The organism is Corynebacterium sp. HMSC073H12 (assembly GCF_001837775.1).
GTDB lineage: Bacteria > Actinomycetota > Actinomycetes > Mycobacteriales > Mycobacteriaceae > Corynebacterium > Corynebacterium amycolatum.
The window spans coordinates 57,773-75,928 of the sequence record NZ_KV834035.1 but is presented as its reverse complement, the minus strand read 5'-3'; the positions used below and the strand labels follow the sequence as shown (position 1 = coordinate 75,928).

16 protein-coding genes and 1 riboswitch are annotated in these 18,156 nt (G+C 58.8%); of the genes, 11 read left to right on the top strand and 5 right to left on the bottom strand.

Annotation, left to right across the window (positions count from 1 at the left end):
• Positions 1-17: 17 nt before the first annotated feature.
• The 3 genes from purD to HMPREF2708_RS11100 all read left to right on the top strand — a co-directional run bounded on the left by purD (position 18) and on the right by HMPREF2708_RS11100 (position 3,308).
• The gene (gene purD, locus HMPREF2708_RS05425) at positions 18-1,292 is read left to right on the top strand and encodes a phosphoribosylamine--glycine ligase (protein WP_070833592.1); all 1,275 of its coding nucleotides are present in this window, start codon (positions 18-20) and stop codon (positions 1,290-1,292) included.
• Between the two features lie 251 nt (positions 1,293-1,543).
• Positions 1,544-2,671, top strand: a complete 1,128-nt coding sequence (locus HMPREF2708_RS05420) for an aminotransferase class I/II-fold pyridoxal phosphate-dependent enzyme (protein WP_070833591.1) — start codon at positions 1,544-1,546, stop codon at positions 2,669-2,671.
• Between the two features lie 481 nt (positions 2,672-3,152).
• Entirely contained in the window at positions 3,153-3,308 is a 156-nt protein-coding gene (locus tag HMPREF2708_RS11100) for a hypothetical protein (RefSeq protein WP_162837147.1), read from the top strand.
• A 66-nt stretch (positions 3,309-3,374) separates the two neighbouring features.
• On the opposite strand, the gene trpB is transcribed toward HMPREF2708_RS11100, so the two are convergent.
• A complete protein-coding gene (trpB, locus tag HMPREF2708_RS05415; RefSeq protein ID WP_070833254.1) occupies positions 3,375-4,700 on the bottom strand; it encodes a tryptophan synthase subunit beta in 1,326 nt (441 codons plus the stop codon).
• A gap of 438 nt (positions 4,701-5,138) precedes the next feature.
• On the opposite strand from trpB, the gene HMPREF2708_RS05410 reads away from it, so the two are divergent.
• Both HMPREF2708_RS05410 and HMPREF2708_RS05405 read left to right on the top strand, forming a co-directional pair.
• Positions 5,139-6,569 carry a TrkH family potassium uptake protein gene (locus tag HMPREF2708_RS05410; protein WP_070833251.1) on the top strand — a complete coding sequence of 477 codons (1,431 nt, stop codon included), beginning with the start codon at positions 5,139-5,141 and terminating at the stop codon, positions 6,567-6,569.
• Positions 6,562-7,263, top strand: a complete 702-nt coding sequence (locus HMPREF2708_RS05405; RefSeq protein ID WP_070833248.1) for a potassium channel family protein — start codon at positions 6,562-6,564, stop codon at positions 7,261-7,263. The genes HMPREF2708_RS05410 and HMPREF2708_RS05405 overlap by 8 nt, the downstream gene beginning before the upstream one ends.
• A 10-nt stretch (positions 7,264-7,273) precedes the next feature.
• On the opposite strand, the gene HMPREF2708_RS05400 is transcribed toward HMPREF2708_RS05405, so the two are convergent.
• Entirely contained in the window at positions 7,274-8,056 is a 783-nt protein-coding gene (locus HMPREF2708_RS05400; protein ID WP_070833246.1) for a thiamine phosphate synthase, read from the bottom strand.
• Between the two features lie 70 nt (positions 8,057-8,126).
• A riboswitch (TPP riboswitch) is annotated at positions 8,127-8,249 on the top strand.
• Between the two features lie 7 nt (positions 8,250-8,256).
• Between HMPREF2708_RS05400 and thiO the strand changes: the two genes are divergently transcribed.
• From thiO to HMPREF2708_RS05380, 4 genes are read left to right on the top strand one after another with little or no spacing between them, the layout of a single operon-like run.
• Positions 8,257-9,420, top strand: coding sequence for a glycine oxidase ThiO (gene thiO, locus HMPREF2708_RS05395; protein ID WP_070833590.1), 1,164 nt, complete (start codon positions 8,257-8,259; stop codon positions 9,418-9,420).
• A 13-nt stretch (positions 9,421-9,433) separates the two neighbouring features.
• On the top strand, positions 9,434-9,667 hold the full coding sequence (gene thiS, locus HMPREF2708_RS05390; protein WP_070833243.1) for a sulfur carrier protein ThiS: 234 nt from the start codon (positions 9,434-9,436) through the stop codon (positions 9,665-9,667).
• 2 nt (positions 9,668-9,669) lie between these two features.
• The gene (locus HMPREF2708_RS05385) at positions 9,670-10,554 is read left to right on the top strand and encodes a thiazole synthase (protein WP_210400320.1); all 885 of its coding nucleotides are present in this window, start codon (positions 9,670-9,672) and stop codon (positions 10,552-10,554) included.
• Positions 10,554-11,756 (top strand): ThiF family adenylyltransferase, encoded by a 1,203-nt coding sequence (locus HMPREF2708_RS05380; RefSeq protein WP_070833240.1) that lies wholly within the window; start codon positions 10,554-10,556, stop codon positions 11,754-11,756. The genes HMPREF2708_RS05385 and HMPREF2708_RS05380 overlap by 1 nt, the downstream gene beginning before the upstream one ends.
• 36 nt (positions 11,757-11,792) lie before the next feature.
• Here HMPREF2708_RS05380 and HMPREF2708_RS05375 read toward each other — a convergent pair whose 3' ends face one another.
• Positions 11,793-13,379 (bottom strand): alkaline phosphatase D family protein, encoded by a 1,587-nt coding sequence (locus tag HMPREF2708_RS05375; RefSeq protein WP_070833237.1) that lies wholly within the window; start codon positions 13,377-13,379, stop codon positions 11,793-11,795.
• A 209-nt stretch (positions 13,380-13,588) separates the two neighbouring features.
• Between HMPREF2708_RS05375 and HMPREF2708_RS05370 the strand changes: the two genes are divergently transcribed.
• Together HMPREF2708_RS05370 and HMPREF2708_RS11020 are read left to right on the top strand one after the other, a co-directional pair.
• On the top strand, positions 13,589-15,406 hold the full coding sequence (locus HMPREF2708_RS05370) for a BCCT family transporter (protein ID WP_070833234.1): 1,818 nt from the start codon (positions 13,589-13,591) through the stop codon (positions 15,404-15,406).
• A gap of 201 nt (positions 15,407-15,607) precedes the next feature.
• Positions 15,608-16,225, top strand: coding sequence for a hypothetical protein (locus HMPREF2708_RS11020; RefSeq protein ID WP_141762924.1), 618 nt, complete (start codon positions 15,608-15,610; stop codon positions 16,223-16,225).
• 299 nt (positions 16,226-16,524) lie between these two features.
• Here HMPREF2708_RS11020 and HMPREF2708_RS05365 read toward each other — a convergent pair whose 3' ends face one another.
• Both HMPREF2708_RS05365 and HMPREF2708_RS05360 read right to left on the bottom strand, forming a co-directional pair.
• Positions 16,525-17,463, bottom strand: coding sequence for an amino acid ABC transporter permease (locus tag HMPREF2708_RS05365; RefSeq protein ID WP_070833231.1), 939 nt, complete (start codon positions 17,461-17,463; stop codon positions 16,525-16,527).
• Positions 17,463-18,149, bottom strand: a complete 687-nt coding sequence (locus HMPREF2708_RS05360) for an amino acid ABC transporter permease (protein ID WP_048733083.1) — start codon at positions 18,147-18,149, stop codon at positions 17,463-17,465. Before HMPREF2708_RS05360 ends, HMPREF2708_RS05365 begins: the two co-directional genes overlap by 1 nt.
• Between the last annotated feature and the right edge of the window lie 7 nt (positions 18,150-18,156).

The window sequence follows — 18,156 nt, the reverse complement described above, 5'->3', positions numbered from 1 at the left end:
TTAGTAAGATGATTGCTATGCGCATCCTCGTAATTGGCTCCGGTGCCCGTGAGCACGCCCTGTTGTACGCAATGAGTAAGGACCCGCAGGCTACTGATCTTCACGTAGCCCCTGGTAATGCGGGTATGAGTGAAATTGCCACCATGCATCCACTGGTCGTGGATGACCCCGCTGGCGCTGTTGCGCTGGCCAAGGAAATTGGGGCCGATTTGGTTGTTATTGGCCCGGAGGTTCCGCTGGTCGCGGGTGTGGCAGACGCACTGCGCGACGCTGGCTTTGCGGTTTTCGGCCCGAACGCTGATGCAGCTCGGATTGAGGGGTCGAAGGCTTTCGCTAAGGACGTCATGAAGGCGGCTGGAGTAAAGACCGCCTCGGCAGAGGCTATTCAGCCGGAGGCTTCCGACGAAGACATCGAGGCCACCATTGACCGCTTTGGCCCGAACTGGGTCGTGAAGGATGACGGTCTGGCTGCTGGCAAGGGCGTGGTGGTCACTAAGGACCGCGCTGAAGCTCTTGAACACGCTAAGGCGGTTCTGGCAGCCGGCAACCCGGTACTGCTGGAGTCCTTCTTGGATGGCCCGGAGGTTTCCCTGTTCTGCTTGGTTGACGGGGAGACCGTCGTTCCGCTGCTGCCGGCACAGGACCACAAGCGCGTTGGCAACAACGACGAGGGGCCAAACACCGGGGGTATGGGTGCTTACAGCCCACTTTCCTGGCTGCCAGAAGGCGCAACCCAGCGCATTGTTACCGAGGTCTGTGAGCCGGTCGCTCGTGAGATGGCCGCTCGCGGCTGCCCTTTCCAGGGGCTGCTGTACGCGGGGCTGGCCTGGGGCGAGGACGGCCCGGCTGTCATTGAGTTCAACTGCCGTTTCGGTGACCCGGAGACCCAGGCCGTGCTGGCGCTGCTGGAGTCCCCGGTGGCGCAGCTGCTCAACGCCGCTGCTACCGGCACATTGGCGGACTTCGGTCCGCTGTCTTGGCGTGATGGGTACGCTCTGACTGTTGTGCTGGCAGCTGAAGGCTACCCGGTGTCGACGCGCACGGGCGATGTCATTGAAGGTGCAGAGCCTGGTCGCGAGGCAGATGGCATTCTCCACGCAGGTACTGCCCGCAATGCTGCAGGTGAGCTGGTCTCCGCTGGTGGCCGTGTGCTCAACGTCATCGGCGTTGGTGACACGTTGGAAGAGGCCCGCGATAAGGCATACGAGACCATCAAGACCATTAAGCTCGAGGGCTCGCACTACCGCACCGACATTGCACTACCTGCAGTTGAGGGCCGCATTTCCATCTAGATTTCCATTTAAATAATGCTCGAGGCGGTCAGGCTGCACTCGGATACCTCACTGGTGCACCCACCCGGGTTGAACTGGATTTCCCGGGTGGCCTCGGTGGCTGCAAAGATGAAGGTATGCACGCCGAATCTCCGCAGTCGCCAAAGTCGTCGCAGTCATCGCAGCCGTTAAACTCCTCGCGGCCTCCGCAGGCATCCCAGCCCGAGCACGACCTAGCATCCCGCCGCAGTGAGGTCGCACCCTTCCATGTGATGGATGTTCTCGCGCTCGCACAGGAGCGTCAGCGTACTCACGGTGACGCTCTATTCCTCTGTGTGGGGCAGCCCGCGACTGCGGCCCCGGCTGCCGCGATTGCCCGTGCTCGTGCTGATTTAGAGAATCAGGTTCTGGGCTACACAGCGGCCATCGGCACGCCTGAGCTGCGTGAAACCATCGCCGCCTGGCATCGTGAAAACTATGGCACGGACACGGAGGCTGCCGATGTTGTCATCACCACCGGTTCTTCCGGTGGTTTCGTGGCACTTTTCCTCGCGGCGCTCGATATCGGTGATGACATTGTGCTCGCGCGCCCGGGCTATCCCGCATACCGCAATACGCTGCAGGCGCTCGGCGCCAACATTGTCGAGATTGACTGTGGTCCCGAGACCCGCTTTCAGCTCACCGTGGGGCACTTGGAGGCACTTCCGCGCGTGCCCAAGGCCGTGATCGTCACCAGTCCGGACAATCCCACTGGCACCATTATCGATGCCGACGAGCTGCGTTCCATTGCGAAGTGGTGCGAGCAGCACGATTGCCTGCTCATCTCCGACGAGATTTATCACGGCATTACCTATGGTCGAAAGTGTGCGTCAGCGCGCGAGTTTTCTGATGCGGCGGTCGTAGTCGGCAGTGTCAGTAAGTACTTCTCGATGACCGGCTGGCGCGTCGGTTGGCTGATTGTGCCGGAGTGGTTGCGTGCGCCCCTGGATCGTCTCGAAGCCAACCTCACTGTCTGCCCACCGGCAATTTCGCAGGAAGCGGCAGTAGAGGCGTTCAGCGCCGAGTCCATTGCCGAGCTCAATTCGCACGTGACGCGTTACGCGCGCAACCGCGACGTTTTGCTTGAGGGGCTGCCCCGCGTCGGGCTCGGTAATATCGCCCCGCCCGACGGCGGTTTCTATATCTATGCCAATATCGCGGGGCTTTACGACGACCCCAGCTCCGTCGATTCCATGGCGTGGGCCCGGGCATTGTTGGCCGCAACTGGTGTGGCTGTTGCTCCTGGTATTGACTTTGATACCGAGAATGGCCATGAGTGGGTGCGCCTCTGCTTCGCTGGTGAGACTTCCGAGATGGAAGAGGCCGTCCGGCGTATTGGGGCGTTCACTGGCCGCGGTTAGCGGCAGCTTTTTATTGCTTCCTAAAAGTGATTTGCATCACTCTATTAGATAATCTTTTTATATCTATCTAGAAATGAAGCCTAGGGCTATTGCGTCGCCCTGGGGGCGTTGTTGGCGGTCGCAGAAGGTTCTACTTTGGGGATGTCCTGGGCGTGCGCAGTCTGTGCTTTCGACCTGGGGTTTTACGGGTTTTGCTCGTGTGAAAAAGCTGTGTAGCGCAGCGAGTGTTTTGGTTGTGGCGGTAGCTGAGCTAGGGGGGATAAAGCGCACAGCGCCTGGGATTGAAAGCTCCGTAAAGTTAACGCAAGGTTAACGGGAAACAAACAATAACACTTGCCAGGTCTTGTGTTGTCGTCTACGGTTGCAGGTCATAAGTTCCAAACGGTTCGATGAAACATTGTTTCAACTGCGGAATCGCAAAGAATCGGTTGGAGAAGCCCAACAATAAAGATCAAAGAGATCTTAAGAGAGGTGACCTCTGATGAACGCATTCAACGAGATTATGGATACTGTGTCCCCAATTTTCCAGGACGGCAAGGAATCCAAGCAGGATGCGCTGGCATCGCTGCTTGCCGAAGCCATCGTGGAGGCGAACCCGAAGCAGGGCATCGCCGCCGACGACCGCCGCGCTGCCTAACAAGAACTAACTTTGGTTCGGTTCCTGTTAGTCAGCTAGTGGGGAAACAATCCCTTCTGGCCATCCCTACTGGTTCAGGAACTCCTGAACCTGCTCCATATCCTTATCACCGCGACCCGACAGGTTCACGAGCAACAGCAAAGGCTCATCGCCTTCGTGAACCGGCAGCCCGAGCTCGCTACCAGCGGCAGGGTCGGTTTCACGGAGTCGCGCAATCTTAATGGCCTGCGCCAGCGCATGCGAGGATTCCATCGCCGGAATAATGCCCTCCATGCGGCTGAGCAACTGGAACGCTTCCAGCGCCTCCTCGTCGGTAATTCCGACATAGCTGGCGCGGCCATTCTCCATCAGCATGCCGTGCTCCGGGCCAACAGACGGGTAATCCAAGCCCGCCGAGATGGAGTGCGATGGCAACACCTCGCCGTCGTCGGAAAGCATGACAAATGAGCGCATGCCGTGAAGGACACCAGTCTTGCCCGCATTGATGGGCGCGCCGTGACGATCGGTGTCGAGTCCCTCACCCGCAGGCTCGACACCAATGAGGGCGACATCGGAGTCGTCGATGTAGTTAGCAAATGCGCCGATGGCGTTGGAGCCGCCACCGACGGCTGCGATGACAGCGTCGGGAAGCTTGCCGTAGCGCTCGACCATCTGACTGCGTGACTCCTCCGAGATGACCTGCTGGAATTCACGCACGATAGTGGGGAATGGGTGCGGCCCGGCGGCTGTGCCCAGCAGGTAGAAAGTGGAGTCGAGAGTCTTGCTCCACTCGACCAGTGCCTCGTCAATAGCATCCTTCAAACCGGCCTCGCCGGTGGTGACGGGAACGACCTTCGCGCCCATGAGCTCCATGCGCTCGACATTGGGGTGCTGGCGGGCGACATCGTGCGCGCCCATGTAGATCTCGCACTCAAGTCCCAGAAGCGCTGCGGCCATCGCGGTGGCCGTGCCGTGCTGGCCTGCACCCGTCTCAGCAATGAGACGGGTTTTCCCCATGCGCTTTGCCAGCAGCGCCTGACCGACCACGTTGTTGCCCTTGTGCGCGCCGCCGTGGTTCAAGTCCTCGCGCTTGAGCACAATCGTCGTGTTCGGCGTGGATAGACGTCGGCATTCGAACAGCGGGGTTGCGCGGCCGAGGAAATCGCGACGCAGTTCTTCCAGCTCGCGCTGAAACTCCGGATCGCTCATCGCCTCGATGTAAGCCGCTTCCAGCTCATCGAGTGCTGGCAGCAGGAACTCCGGCACTTCCTGTCCACCGAAGCGACCGAAAAATGCGGGCAAGAGGGTTTCGCGCACCTCGCCCGCGCCGTTAACGCTTGCCGACGGCACCCTGGTTGCAGTCGGTGCTGAAGCCTTGGCGATGGCATCCGCGCTGGGGTTGTAATCAGTCATTGAGAGGGCCTTTCGTTGCTGTTGTTTATTTCAGCGGGCCCTGGTTCTCTTCGTCGAACCGATAAAAATCTCGAACCGATAAAAGAAAAGAGCCCGCCAGATTTATCTTCTTGCGAGCTCGTACTTGACGGGTTTGCCGTCGACATTAATGAGATGACGTGACGTTGCTCGCGGACTCAAGCGAGCCACCACCACTGTGCGCCGCGCGGCGCGGGTGTGTTCATCAGGGGTGTCATCATGAACCTGACCATAACTCAAGGTTTCCGCAGTAGCCAAAGCGGGGTGGGGTGTGGGGGCGGGCATTGGGTGCGGGTTGTGTACGGGATATCGCAACGGTGTCTGGGGTCGTAAAGCAGTTCCTTTATAAGTCCGGGCATATGTAGAGGCGGAATATCAGCATTCCCCTCGACATTGCTGGCCACGAGGACTAACGTTCCGATGGTGATTACGCTGTCGCGGCAGGCCACTAAATCACGTCGGGGAGTTCGTCCCACAACGTTGGTGGTGTGGTGTTATGTCGCCCTGATAACCGCTGGCACGGTTTTGTTAATGCTGCCGATTTCGGCGGCCAATAGCCATCCCACGGGGCAGTGTGCCCCGAGCCCTGGGGATATGTGTTTGCCCACGGCGCTGTCTGATGCGCTGTTCACAGCCACCTCAGCAACAAGCCTGACCGGCCTGATCACCGTAGATACGGCCACCCATTGGTCAACTTTCGGCAAGGTCGTCATCATGTTGTTGATTCAGCTGGGTGGTCTCGGGTTCATGACCTTGGCTTCACTCTTTGGCCTTTTCGTTGCGGGAAGGCTCGGTCTTAACCGACGTGCCGGTGCCCGCGTTGAAGGCCGCGGCATGGACATGGGCGAGATTTCGTGGGTTGTCCGTGCTGCCGTTAGCTTCACCCTGTTGGTGGAGTTTGTTGTGGCAGTGGCACTTACGCTGCGGTTCCACTCCGGATACGGGTATGGCTGGGGAAGATCTGCATGGGAAGGCTTGTTCCATGCCATCTCCGGCTTTAACAACGCCGGTTTCGCTCTATATACCGACAATGTCATGGGATTCTTCAGTGATGCCTGGGTGTTATTGCCACTGGCCTTCGCCCTCATCGTGGGCGGTCTGGGGTTTCCTGTTTTGCTCGAGGCGTGGCGGCACGGCAAAGCGTGGCTTAGTGTTCGCACTCGAGGACAGCTGCCTAAGCGCTGGTCATTGACTACTCGCTTCACCATTAAAGGCACGATTCTGCTGATTGCTTTGGGTACGCTCATGGTGGCTTTTGGGGAGTGGTCCAATGCTATGTCTGGATTCACCACGGGGGAGAAGGTACTCAACTCATTCTTCGCTGGTGTGAGCCCGCGTACCGCGGGGTTCAACGCACTTGATTACGCGGATTTCCACCCATCGACACTGCTGGGCACTGACTTCCTCATGTTCATTGGTGGTGGCACCGGCGGTACTGCAGGTGGCGTGAAAATCACGACATCGGCAGTCATTCTCGCCGCTGTTCTCGCGGAGATTCGCGGTGACACCTCCGTGTCCGTGGCTCGGCGGCGCCTGAATCCAAAGGTGCTGCGCCAGGCCCTCGTCGTCCTTGCCTTCGGTATTGGCCAGGTATTCCTGGCAGTAATCGCCGTCAGTTTCCTAGCGCCACAGTTTTCTACTGACCAAATCCTTTTTGAAGTAGTCAGTGCCTTCGCCACGGTAGGCCTTTCCACAGGTATTACCGCCGACCTGCCGGTGGCGGCACAGGCAATCTTCATCGTGCTGATGTTCACCGGACGTGTTGGCCCGATCGCCTTGGCGACGGCCTTGGCCGCGCGCCCACGCCAGCGTGTCTACGAATATCCGGAAGAAAGGCCCTTCATTGGCTAACTCGAAATTCAACCCGTTTGCTGGTTTTGCAGAGCATTTCTCCAACCAAGCCAGCTCTTCGCCTGTTGTCATCCTCGGTATGGGGCGTTTCGGACAGGCGCTCGGCGAGGAGCTGGTCGCTGGCGGTATCGAGGTTCTCTGCGTAGACCACCGCGAAAAGGTAGTCCAGGAGCTGTCCTCGACCTTCGACCACGTGGTCACCGCCGACACCACCATGCCGGAGGTACTGAAGCAGCTCGGTGTCGATGAAGCCGAACGCGTTGTTATCGCCATCGGCAGTGACATCGAGGCATCGCTACTGACCGCGTCTGCGCTGGTGGATATGGGGGTGCCCATGATTTGGGCAAAGGCCGATAACCAGGCCCACGCCAAAATCCTGGGCCAGATTGGTGTGCACCACGTCATTCGCCCAGAGGCCGACACCGGCCGTCGCATCGCGCACCTCATCGGCGGCAAGGTTCAGGACTTCTTGGAGTTCGACCGCGATTACGCGGTGGGCAAGGTCGCGCCACCAATCCACTGCCTGGATAAGACGGTGGCGGAGATTAACCAGAGCGCACCGATTACGGTCGTCGCCGTGCAAAAGCGCGGTCAGCGATTTCGCCCTGCGCTTGCCGACGACCGCATTTCCGCAGGTGATCTCCTGATTGTCTCCGGTGCCATTCGGCAGTTGGAGACATTCGCCGGAGAGTAGTCGCTGATTGTTACTTGTCGCCGTGGCTGTCGATTCCGTCGACTCCAGTAACCGCAGCGCGCAGGGCACGCGCTACCTCTTCCGGATTTTCTGCCTCGGTCAGTGCGCGAACCACCACAATGCGCTCCGCACCAGCGGCGATAACCGCATTGGCGGTCTCGGCGTTGATACCTCCAATTGCCCACCATGGCTTGACGGGGTCACTTGCGCCGCGGTCGTGTGGGCGCACAATATCGGCCACGGAATCCTGGTGGGACTCCGCTGATCCTTGTGCCCGCACTCTCCGTACCAGTGCCGCAGCTTCACGGACCATCTCGACTCCGACAGGCTGGCGGTCGGGCTTCGTCGGAGTGGCATACACCGGGCCGATTACCGCGTAATCGATGCCATCGTCGGCAAGTGAGGCGGCGAACATGTCCAGATTTCGGTTGGATCGGCCGATGAGAACCTCGGGTCCAACGATCTGGCGGGCCTGCTCGGTCGTGAGGTCTTCCTGCCCCACATGCAGGATGTCTGCGCCGGTCAGCGCGGCAATGTCGGCGCGGTCATTGACTGCGAAGAGCTTGCCGTGTTCAGCGGCGACCTCGGCGAGGGTCTCCACGGCGGCAATTTCGTCGCGAGTGTCGACTTTCTTGTCGCGCAGCTGGATGATGTCGGTGCCGCCTTCGTAACAGGCGTGCAGGAATTCGCGCAGATCACCGCGGGATGCGCGCGAGTCGGTGCAGAGGTACAGGCGGGCGTCGGCAAGCAGGGCGCGTCGTGTTGTGCGAGTGGCAGCTGATGAGGCGTTCATGTCCCCATGCTAGGCGAGGTTGGGGATGCGGTGTCGTGGCGGAGAGTCCGAAGTCATATGATGGGGGAGTACCACGTTCCGCGGGAGCCGTACTCGGCATCGACGAGATGCCGCTGGCTGAGAGGGCGAGTAACGCCGACCGCTTTTACCTGATGCGGGTTATGCCGCCGGAGGGAGGAATGGCAGTGAATGCTGCCGCTATGGGTGCTGCCTCGACAAGTGAGGGCGGCGCAGGGGACACGTCGTCAAGCGTTGTTATCGCAGGCGCGGGCATTATCGGCTTAGCGACGGCATGGAGGCTACTCCGTCAGGGATTCGATGTAACCGTCCTCGATGCCGAGCCCGTTTCCGGCGCAACTTTCGCCGCAGCGGGCATGCTGGCGCCGGTGGCCGAAGTTGTGTGGGATCAGCCGACGCTGTATCCGCTGATGGTGGAGTCGGGCAAGCTCTACCGCGAATTTGCCCAGACCATCGCCGAGGAATCGGGCCACGATGTCGGCTATATCGAAAACTCCACGTTTGTTTGTGCGGGTGATGCCGCCGACCGACAGACACTCAGCGAGCTCGTTGAGCTACAGCATGACATGGGTATGGAGATCAACCGCATCACAGCCACCGAAGCGCGCCGGGTCGAGCCGGCACTGGGGCCAGGCTGTGTTGGTGCGGTGGATATTCCAGGAGATCACCAGGTCAATCCGCGTCTGCTCGCCGACGCACTGCTGACCATCCTGGGAGACCGTGTCATCCGCACCCGCGCGCAAGAGGTTATCTACGCTTCCGACCGCGCCATCGGTCTGCGCGGCGCAGACGGAAATGATTACCTCGCCGATGAGGTCGTGCTGGCGGCGGGGTTGAACACCGCCGATATCACCGGTCTGCCGGAGAATCTGAATCTGCCACTGCGCCCGGTCTATGGGGATGTGCTGCGTCTGCGTGTACCGGAGCGCCTGCAGCCGCTGGTCAACCGCACTATTCGCGGTATGGTTCAGGGGCGTCCGGTGTATATCGTCCCGCGTGCTGACGGCACCGTCGTGCTCGGCGCTACCTCGCGTGAAGATGACCTGACCGGCGTCTCCTCCGAAGGCGTCCACCAGCTACTCCGCGACGCATACCGCCTAGTGCCCGGCATTCTAGACTGCGAAATCTACGAGATGACTGCCCGCGCCCGGCCGGGTTCCCCGGACGATGTCCCCATGATTGGTCGCGTGGCTCCAGGACTGACCGTGTCCACCGGCTACTTCCGCCACGGCATTCTGCTTACGGCCATCGGTTCCAAGCTCACCGCCGATGTTGTCGCAGGTCGAGAAAATGACAACGACCCGGCGCTTCTTTCCGCCGTCAATCCATTCCGCTTCAGCGACTAGAGGAGGCTTGCTTATGTCCACCACAACACTCAATGGCGAAGGCTACACACCGGCTGCGGGGGAGATGGTCGCAGATCTTGTTGCAAAGCACACGGGGCACGTGCTTAACGACGACGGCACTGCCGCGGACGGTACCCGCCTGGGGATTGCAGTAGCCGTGGATGGTGCGGTGATTCCGCGTGCCAAGTGGGCGACCACGCCCGTGGCAGGTGCAATCGACATCGTGACAGCAGTTCAGGGAGGCTAGAGATGACTGAGAAGTCCGCACAAGCAAATATGTCCGCACAGGAAAACGAAACCGGGGCGGCGAGCGAACTGACGCGCGAACTTACACGGGAACCGCTGCGCATTGGCGGGCTGGAATTGAACTCCCGTCTGATTATGGGAACTGGCGGTGCGACCAGTATGGATACGCTGGAGCGCGCGCTGGTGGCTTCGGGCACCGAGCTGACTACGGTGGCGATGCGCCGCTTTACGCCCGGCACGAAGCAGAGCGTTTTTGAGATTCTGCAGCGCAACAATATTGCGGCGTTGCCGAATACCGCGGGGTGCTATACCGCTCGTGACGCGGTGTTGACTGCGCAGTTGGCCCGCGAGGCGCTGGAGACCAACCTGCTGAAGCTCGAGGTCATCGCCGACGAGGACACTCTGCTGCCGGACCCGGTCGAGCTGGTCGCTGCCGCGGAGCAGCTGGTGGCTGACGACTTCGTCGTTTTCGCCTACACCAATGACGATCCGGCGCTGGCCAAGCGGCTGGAGGATCTGGGCTGCGCAGCGGTCATGCCGGCAGGTTCGCCGATTGGCACTGGCCTGGGAATTCTCAACCCACACAACATCGAGCTGATTGTTGACCGCGCGAATGTGCCCATCATCCTGGACGCGGGCATCGGCACCGCCTCCGAGGCAGCGCAGGCAATGGAGCTGGGCTGCGATGCAGTGCTGCTGGCATCCGCCGTGACTCGTGCACATGATCCGGTGGGCATGGCCACAGCGATGCGCTTCGGCGTTGAGGCGGGTCTGACTGCTCGCGAGTCCGGTCGCATTCCACGGCGCCGACTGGCTCAGGCGAGCTCGTCGTTTGAGGGAATCATCACCGAGCGCGTCAGCGGCGCACGCGAGCAGGATTCCCTGTAATGGCTGAGCAGGGTGTCAATCTATCGGATCGTGACCTGCGTCGGTACGCGCGGCACCTTACGCTGTCGGGCTTCGGTGCCGAGGGGCAGCGAAGCCTGCGAGCCTCCCGCGTCCTCGTTATCGGCGCTGGTGGCTTGGGATCACCTGCGCTGTTGTACCTGGCCGGTGCAGGGGTCGGACACATCACCATCATTGACGATGACGTAGTCGACGAGTCCAATCTGCAGCGCCAGGTTATTCACCGCGAGTCCGACATCGGTCGCCCGAAGGCCGAGTCCGCCGCGGATGCTGTGCGGCGCCTCGATTCCGAGGCATCGGTGACCGCAATTGTCGGCAGGTTGAGCGTCGACAATGCCGAGGAGCTCTTTGCCACTCACGATGTAGTGCTCGACGGCGCGGACAATTTCGCCACGCGCTACCTGTCCTCCGATGCTGCGGAGCTGACCGGAACTCCACTGGTCTGGGCCACGATTCTGCAGTTCACAGGGCAGCTGTCCGTCTTCTGGCCAGGCCACGGCCCCATGCTTCGCGATCTCTACCCCGACATCCCCGACCCCGGCTCCGTACCGTCGTGCGCCGCAGGTGGTGTCCTCGGCGCAATGGTCGGACAGATTGGTTCCATGATGGTCGTCGAAGCAATCAAGGTGCTCACTGGTGTCGGCAAGGTCGCCGTTGGCAAGCTCGTGCTTATCGACGCCCTGGAGGCAACCACCCGCACACTGTCCTTTGCAGCCGACCCGGAGCGCGAACCCGTTTCCGACCTGACCGAAATTGCGCAGGTATGCGCAGCATCGTGGTCCGAGGATGAGAACAATCAGGCACAGAGCGTGCGCAGCATTGGTCCCAACATGGCGCACGAGCTTCTTGCCAGGGGAGTGCCTCTCATCGATGTACGCGAACCCGATGAGCACGCGGAGGTCGCCATTGCCGGATCTGTGCTTGTGCCACTCGGCGATATTCGCAGCCGTGGGTGGGCTGCTGTGAATGAGGCACTTGCGCAGGCTGACGGTGTCGCAACTGGGGCAGAGGGAGTTCTCATTCACTGCCACTCGGGGGCCCGCTCGCAACAGGCGATTGAGCTGCTGGCTGGCGAGGTCGAGGCTGATGGTGTCACGCCGGAGCTCATCAACCTGGACGGGGGCATTGTGGCCTGGCAGGCGGCGGGGCAGGAGACCGTCGTAAAGCGTGGCGGAACGCACTAATTAGTAGCTGCCGCCACGCTCTGTTGAACAGTGTGCTTACGCCTGCGGCTTCAGCGTTGTCGACCACAATTCGGTGCCGCGGGTGGTGAGCAGACGGACAGTCATCTCGCGTGAGTCGCCGTCGATATCGACTTCGCCGAAGTGTTGGAAATCCTGTGTGGGGTCGGCGTTGGCATTGTCCTTACCCGGTGCGTGGACGTATTCCACCTTCGGTCCGAAGGTCGGATCCATTTCGTTGGGGCCGAAAGCGCCCGCGTGGAGAGGACCGGAGACGAATTCCCAGAAGGGTGCGAAGTCGGTGAACTGTGCGCGCTCGGGGCTGTAGTGGTGAGCCGCGGTGTAGTGAACATCGGCGGTGAGCCAAACGATATTTGAAACATCCTTAATGGCGCTGAGCAGACGGGCGATTTCACGTTCACGTCCTGCAGGCGCACCGGTGGCCCCATTGGATACGCTTTCTTGGTCACCATCGTCGCCGTCGGGAACGATGATTCCAAGCGGTAGGTCATTAGCAACAATCTTCCACGTCGCGCGGGAGTCCTTGAGGGAGTTGATTAACCAGTTTGTCTGCTTTTCGCCAAGGATTGGTTCTTCGGTTGTCGAGCGCGGGTTATTGGAAGTATTTTCTCCCTTGTAACTGCGCATATCCAGAATGAAGATATCTAGCAAAGGGCCGTAGGAAACCTTGCGGTATACGCGCCCATCAACAGCCATTTGCTGATCAAGTGGCTGCCACTCATGGAAAGCCTGGTAGGCGCGCTTGGCCAGGGTGTTGACATCGCGCTCGGTATAGCGATCATCGTCTAGGACTTCGTTGGGGTACCAGTTGTTGACTGTTTCGTGGTCATCCCACTGGACCAGCTGCGGAACCTGCGCATTGAAGGCCAAGTAGTTCTTGTCCATGAGGTTGTAGGAGTACTGGCCGCGATAATCCTCGAGGGTTTCAGCAACCTTGGATTTGGCCGGAGTGACATGATTGCGCCACACAGTGCCGTCGGAAAGCGTGACGGATTCCTCCAGCGGACCGTCGGCGTAGCAGGTGTCGCCTGAGTGAATGAATAGGTCTGGATTGCGCTCCAGCATGGTGGAAAAACCGGTGTAGCCACCGATTTCGTCGTTAATTCCCCAACCCTGACCTGCGACATCGCCGGACCAGTGCAATCGGATGTTGGATGCGCGGTTGGGGGCAGTACGGAAGGTGCCAATAACGGGATCAGAGCAAACTCCAGTATCTGCCTCTTCCAGCGTGACGCGGTAAAAGATTTCCTGTCCCGGCTCGAGACCAACGACACGTAGACGTCCGGTGCCGTCGGTGTCCGGAGTTAACAGAGAGTTGCTGCGGAATACCTTGGCATTCTGGAAGCTCTCAGTTGCAGCAGTTTCAACCACCATGCGGGCGGGGCGGTCTGAGCGAGCCCAAACTAATGCGCCGTCGCCGCGGATATCGCCACTTGCAACGCCGTGGGTGAGCTGTGGCCGAGAACGCAATAGACCTGGGGAGGCCAGTGACGGCGAACCCGGTGTAACTGAAGCGGCAGCTCCAGGGGCATGAGCGAGCGTGACTGAAGTAGCAAGTGCGGTGGATGCGCCTAAACGTAGAGCGCTGCGACGGGAAAGCTGCATGGAGTCGAACGATAGGTTTTCCACTTTGACGTTCAGTTAAACCAGCGTGAACTCGAAGGGAAAAGTCTCAATTACAGCACAAGGGGCTAGGATATTGAGAATGGCTCCGCTTCTTTTTGTAACGTAGATAACTGACTTGGGAGGAATGTGTCTTCCGAGCTGTCTTTTAAAGACAGACAATCTAGAAGTGAAAGGCGCTGACCCCGATAATGGGATCTACACAAACGCCACAAGCAAATACGCAAGAAAAGAAGTCGGGTGGTTTTCTCAAGAAGCTGCCGACCGATCCGTTGATCTTCACGACAGCGATGGGTTTCATTGTCCTCTTTGTGGCAGTGACCGTTGCGCTGGGGGATACAGCTCGGGATGCCTACTCGGCTGCTTCCGAATGGGTTACATCTAACTTGGGCTGGCTGTTCATTGGTGGTGTCTCGGTAAGCTTTATCTTCCTCATCGGCTTGTTCGTGTCTCGCTACGGCCGCATTCAGCTTGGCGATGACGACGAAGAGCCCCAATACACCATCGCCGAGTGGTTCGGCATGCTCTTCGCTGGTGGTACTGGCTCCATGCTGATGTTTTGGGGTGTGGCTGAACCACTCAACCACGCCTACAACCCGCCGCTCGGTCAAGACCCGATGACCCGCGAGGCCCAGAACACCGCGATGGCATTTACCATCTACCACCTGGGTATTCACATGTGGGTCATCATGGCGCTGCCGGGGCTCGCGCTGGGTTACTTCATCTACAAGCGTCATCTCCCGCCGCGCGTTTCCTCCATCTTCGCGCCACTGCTCGGCACCCGCATCTACTCATGGCCGGGCAAGCTTATCGACGCCGTCGCCATCATCGGTACGGTTGTCGGTATCGCGGTATCGGTGGGCATGGGTGCGCTGCAGATTAACTCCGGTGCTGCTCGTGTAATCGGTACCCCGGAAAACTCGATGGTACAGCTCATTCTGATTGCCATCATTATTGTGATTGCCTCGATTTCCGTGGCCCGCGGTCTGGACAAAGGTATTAAGGTGTTGTCCAATGCGAACATTTGGGCCGCCATGGCATTGATGGTCTTCGTGCTGCTGATGGGCCCGACTTTGACGCTGCTGCGCCAGACCGTCGATACGGCGGGTGTCTACTTGGATGCGCTGCCGCGCATCATGTTCTGGACTGACTCCTACGACGTCAACCCGAATTGGAAGCAGGGTGCCTGGACGGTCTTCTACTGGGCCTGGACAATCTGCTGGTCGCCATTTGTGGGCATGTTCATCGCGCGTATTTCCCGTGGACGTACAGTCCGCCAGTTCATTGCCGGTGTGATTGCACTGCCGACAATCGTGTCGATTCTGTGGTTCTCCATCTTCGGCCGTGCCGGCTTTGAACTGGAAAACGAGCAGCCAGGAATTCTGACTGAACCAGTGGTCGAAGGCGGAGACCCCTCACCGGCACTCTTTATTCTGTTGGAGCAGTACCCGCTGACAACGCTTGTCAGCGTGTTTGCGCTCTTTGTAATCATGATTTTCTTCGTCACCTCCATCGACTCGGCTTCGATGGTCATGGACATGATGTCCACCGGTGAGGAGAACAAGGCTCCGACCTTTTACCGCGTGCTGTGGGGCGTCATGATCGGTGCTGTGGCAGCTTCTCTGCTGCTGATTTCTGGTGAAACTGCACTGGAAGCGCTGCAATCCGCGGTGATTGTCATTGGTGTGCCGTTCTTCTTCCTCCACTTCATCATGATGTACTCCCTGGTCAAGGGCATGAGCGATGACCATATGGCCGTGCGCAAGCCGGTCACGCGACAGTGGAGCAAGGCCGACACTCCGGAGAAACTGGAGGAGAATGAAGCAGCTCCCGCACCGGGCTACGACGAAGAGGGCAACGAACTCCCGCGCTTTGAATACACCCACGATGAAGACGGACGCCTGGTTATTCAGTCCGATGTTGTGGTTGAGGGGGAGGTCGAATCTGGCGAAAAGTCGGAATCGGAGGGGCCAGAGGAGTCGGTTGAAGATGCTCAGCCCCAAGGCTAACTTCGATATGAGCTCGAATTGTCCGAGGCAGTCTCAGGGGTATGTATGAATACATCGGATATATTTCGACGGGAACAATTCGATGCATAATCCCCATTTTGCTTGAGTTCGCTTTGGGGGAATTTTATGGATTGTTCCGGATGTAACCGAAAAGTTGCTAAACTCTCAGTACGTCTGTTGAGAATATCTCAGGAGAGTATCATGAAGAAACTCGTAGTAGGAGCTTTGACAGCTGTGGTTAGCAGCATCGTCCTAGCAGCGCCGGTCGATGCGCAACCGGTTGTTCGCACTATTAAGCCTAAGGATGAGTATCCAATTGAAATAGTGCATCTGGTCGAAAAGGCAGCTTCAGGTCCACTCAGTAATGGTGAAGTCAATCTTTTAAAGAAGGACTATCCAGAGCTAGCAGCAGTCACCCCTGATTATCGGGCGAATAATGTCAAATTGGCGGAGACGATAGCGCCGGCTGCATCGCTACGCGCGGCAAGCGGTTGTGCTAATGCGTTTGGAACGCATCATTCCAGGACCTTACTCGGGGATACTTTTTATCGTATGAACACGTCAGTACGCTTTTGCTGGAATAGTGATCGAGTGACCTCTGTCACAAATCTAAACACTACATTTTCTGACGTATCCCCAAATGCGGAGATCGGAAATGTCGTAGAGGCTATTGCGCGACCTGGCGCAAACGGATTTGCGCGCCATAAGTATTTGGTAAAAAATGTTATCCCTGTGTGGGGTCAGGTGAATGCGAAGTACCCGCATAACACGTTTACTCTCTACAGGGGTGGGCGCTATGACCATGGGCATGGTGAATAATGAAATCGAAGCTCATGCTTTGCCTAGTATTTCTATTTGTTTTCGTAGTCATTGGGTTTCTCGTGCTAACAGTCGTAGCGCTGATTGGCGGCAATATTGGCGTCAGTGAGCTGATACTGCTGGTTATGGTTTCCGCTCTTGTTGCTGGCGGAGTCACATGGACGGTCGGAAACCGCAGCCGTAAGTAAATAAACCAGCAAACAAAACGCCGCCCGGCGGAAACCAAAAGTAGTTTCCGTGGGCGGCGTCGCTATGTTCGTCGTAAAGCGAATGTGGATGCGTGGGTAATGCGGCGAGCTTTACTCGTGAGTGCCACGCAGATCTCGGTGGCCTTCGGCGTGCCAGTCGACATTGGTTTCATCCTTAGTGGTGACACCCACGTCGCGTTGATGCGGAACCTTCGCAATGATGTTGCGTCGAGCGCGGCCGGCGCGGAGCTGGCTTTCGATGCGCTCGGCAAGGTTGGCCAGGCCGAAGTTGATGGCGATGAGAATGATTGCTACGACGACCAGCGATGGGATCATGGCGCCGTAGTACTCGCCGAGCTGGCGGCCGGAGCGAACCACTTCGACGTAGCCAATCATGTAGCCCAGCGCGGAGTCCTTCAGCGCAATGACCATCTGCGAGATAATCGCTGGCAACATGGCGGCGACTGCCTGCGGCAGCAAAATGGTGACCATCGTCTGGCGGTGGGAAAGACCCAGCGCAATCGCGGCCTCTCGCTGGCCCTTCGGTAGCGACTCGATGCCGGAGCGCAGAGTCTCGCCAATGACGGAGCCGTTGTACATGGTCAGACCAAACACAACAGCGGCAAAGCCGAGGTAGTTCGACGGGAACAGCTGCCAGATGGCGAACACCGAGTAGGCGAACAGCATGAGCACGAGCACCGGGATGGCGCGGAAGAACTCGACAATCACCGAGCATAGCCAGCGCACCGGTGCGATTGGGCTCAGCCTGCCGACGCCCAGGAGAGCGCCAATAACCAGTGCCAACACAATAGAGACGACAGCCGCGACAATGGTGCTGACCAGGCCGGGCAGAATGTATGTGGTCCAGGTTGTGGATTCGAGGAAGAACGACCACTTGTTGGCCTCGAACTGGCCCTTGTCGGCCAGTTTCATTCCCACCCAGGCGAGAATCGCAACGGTGATTGCAGCCACGATCCAGGTGAGGGTTCGGTTGAAGCGCTGAGCCTTGGGGCCCGGCGCGTCGTAAAGAACTGTTGCGCGAGTAGCCATTAGCGCTTCACCGCCCATCGCTTGCCAGCCCAGCCAAAGAACAAGCCGGTTGGCAGAGTCAGAATAATAAAGCCGACAGCGATGATGCCGAAGATAATCAGGATATCGCTGGCGTAGTTTTCGGTCATGGTCTTCATCAGCAGCGACGCTTCAGCCACACCGATTACCGAGGCAATCGTTGTGTTCTTGGTCAGCGCGATCAGGGTGTTGCCAAGCGGCACGATAGCGCCACGGAATGCCTGCGGGAAGATGATGTAGCGGAAGCTCTGGCCGAAGCTTAGCCCCAGGGAGCGGGCGGCTTCGGCCTGCCCGAACGGCACAGTATTAATACCGGCGCGCAGGGACTCCGCGACAAAGCACGAGGTGTAGGCAACAAACGCCAGCACCGCCAGGCGGAAGTTCTGCTTGACAATGAAGGAGTCATTCTCCGCAGCCAGCAGCAGACCCAAGTTGTAGTAGAGACCCATCGAAGCCAACAGCACAATCAACGTCAGCGGGGTATTGCGGACGATGTTGATGTACCAGGTCGACAGGGTACGCAGGATTCCCACGGGGCTCACGCGCATAGCGGTGAGAAGCGTGCCAAAAATCAGGGAACCAATCGCCGAGGCAATCGTCAGTTTGATGGTTACCCAGAAAGCCGGAAGCAGTTCCGGCCCCATTTCACTCCATAGTTCTGGATTCATTGTTTGC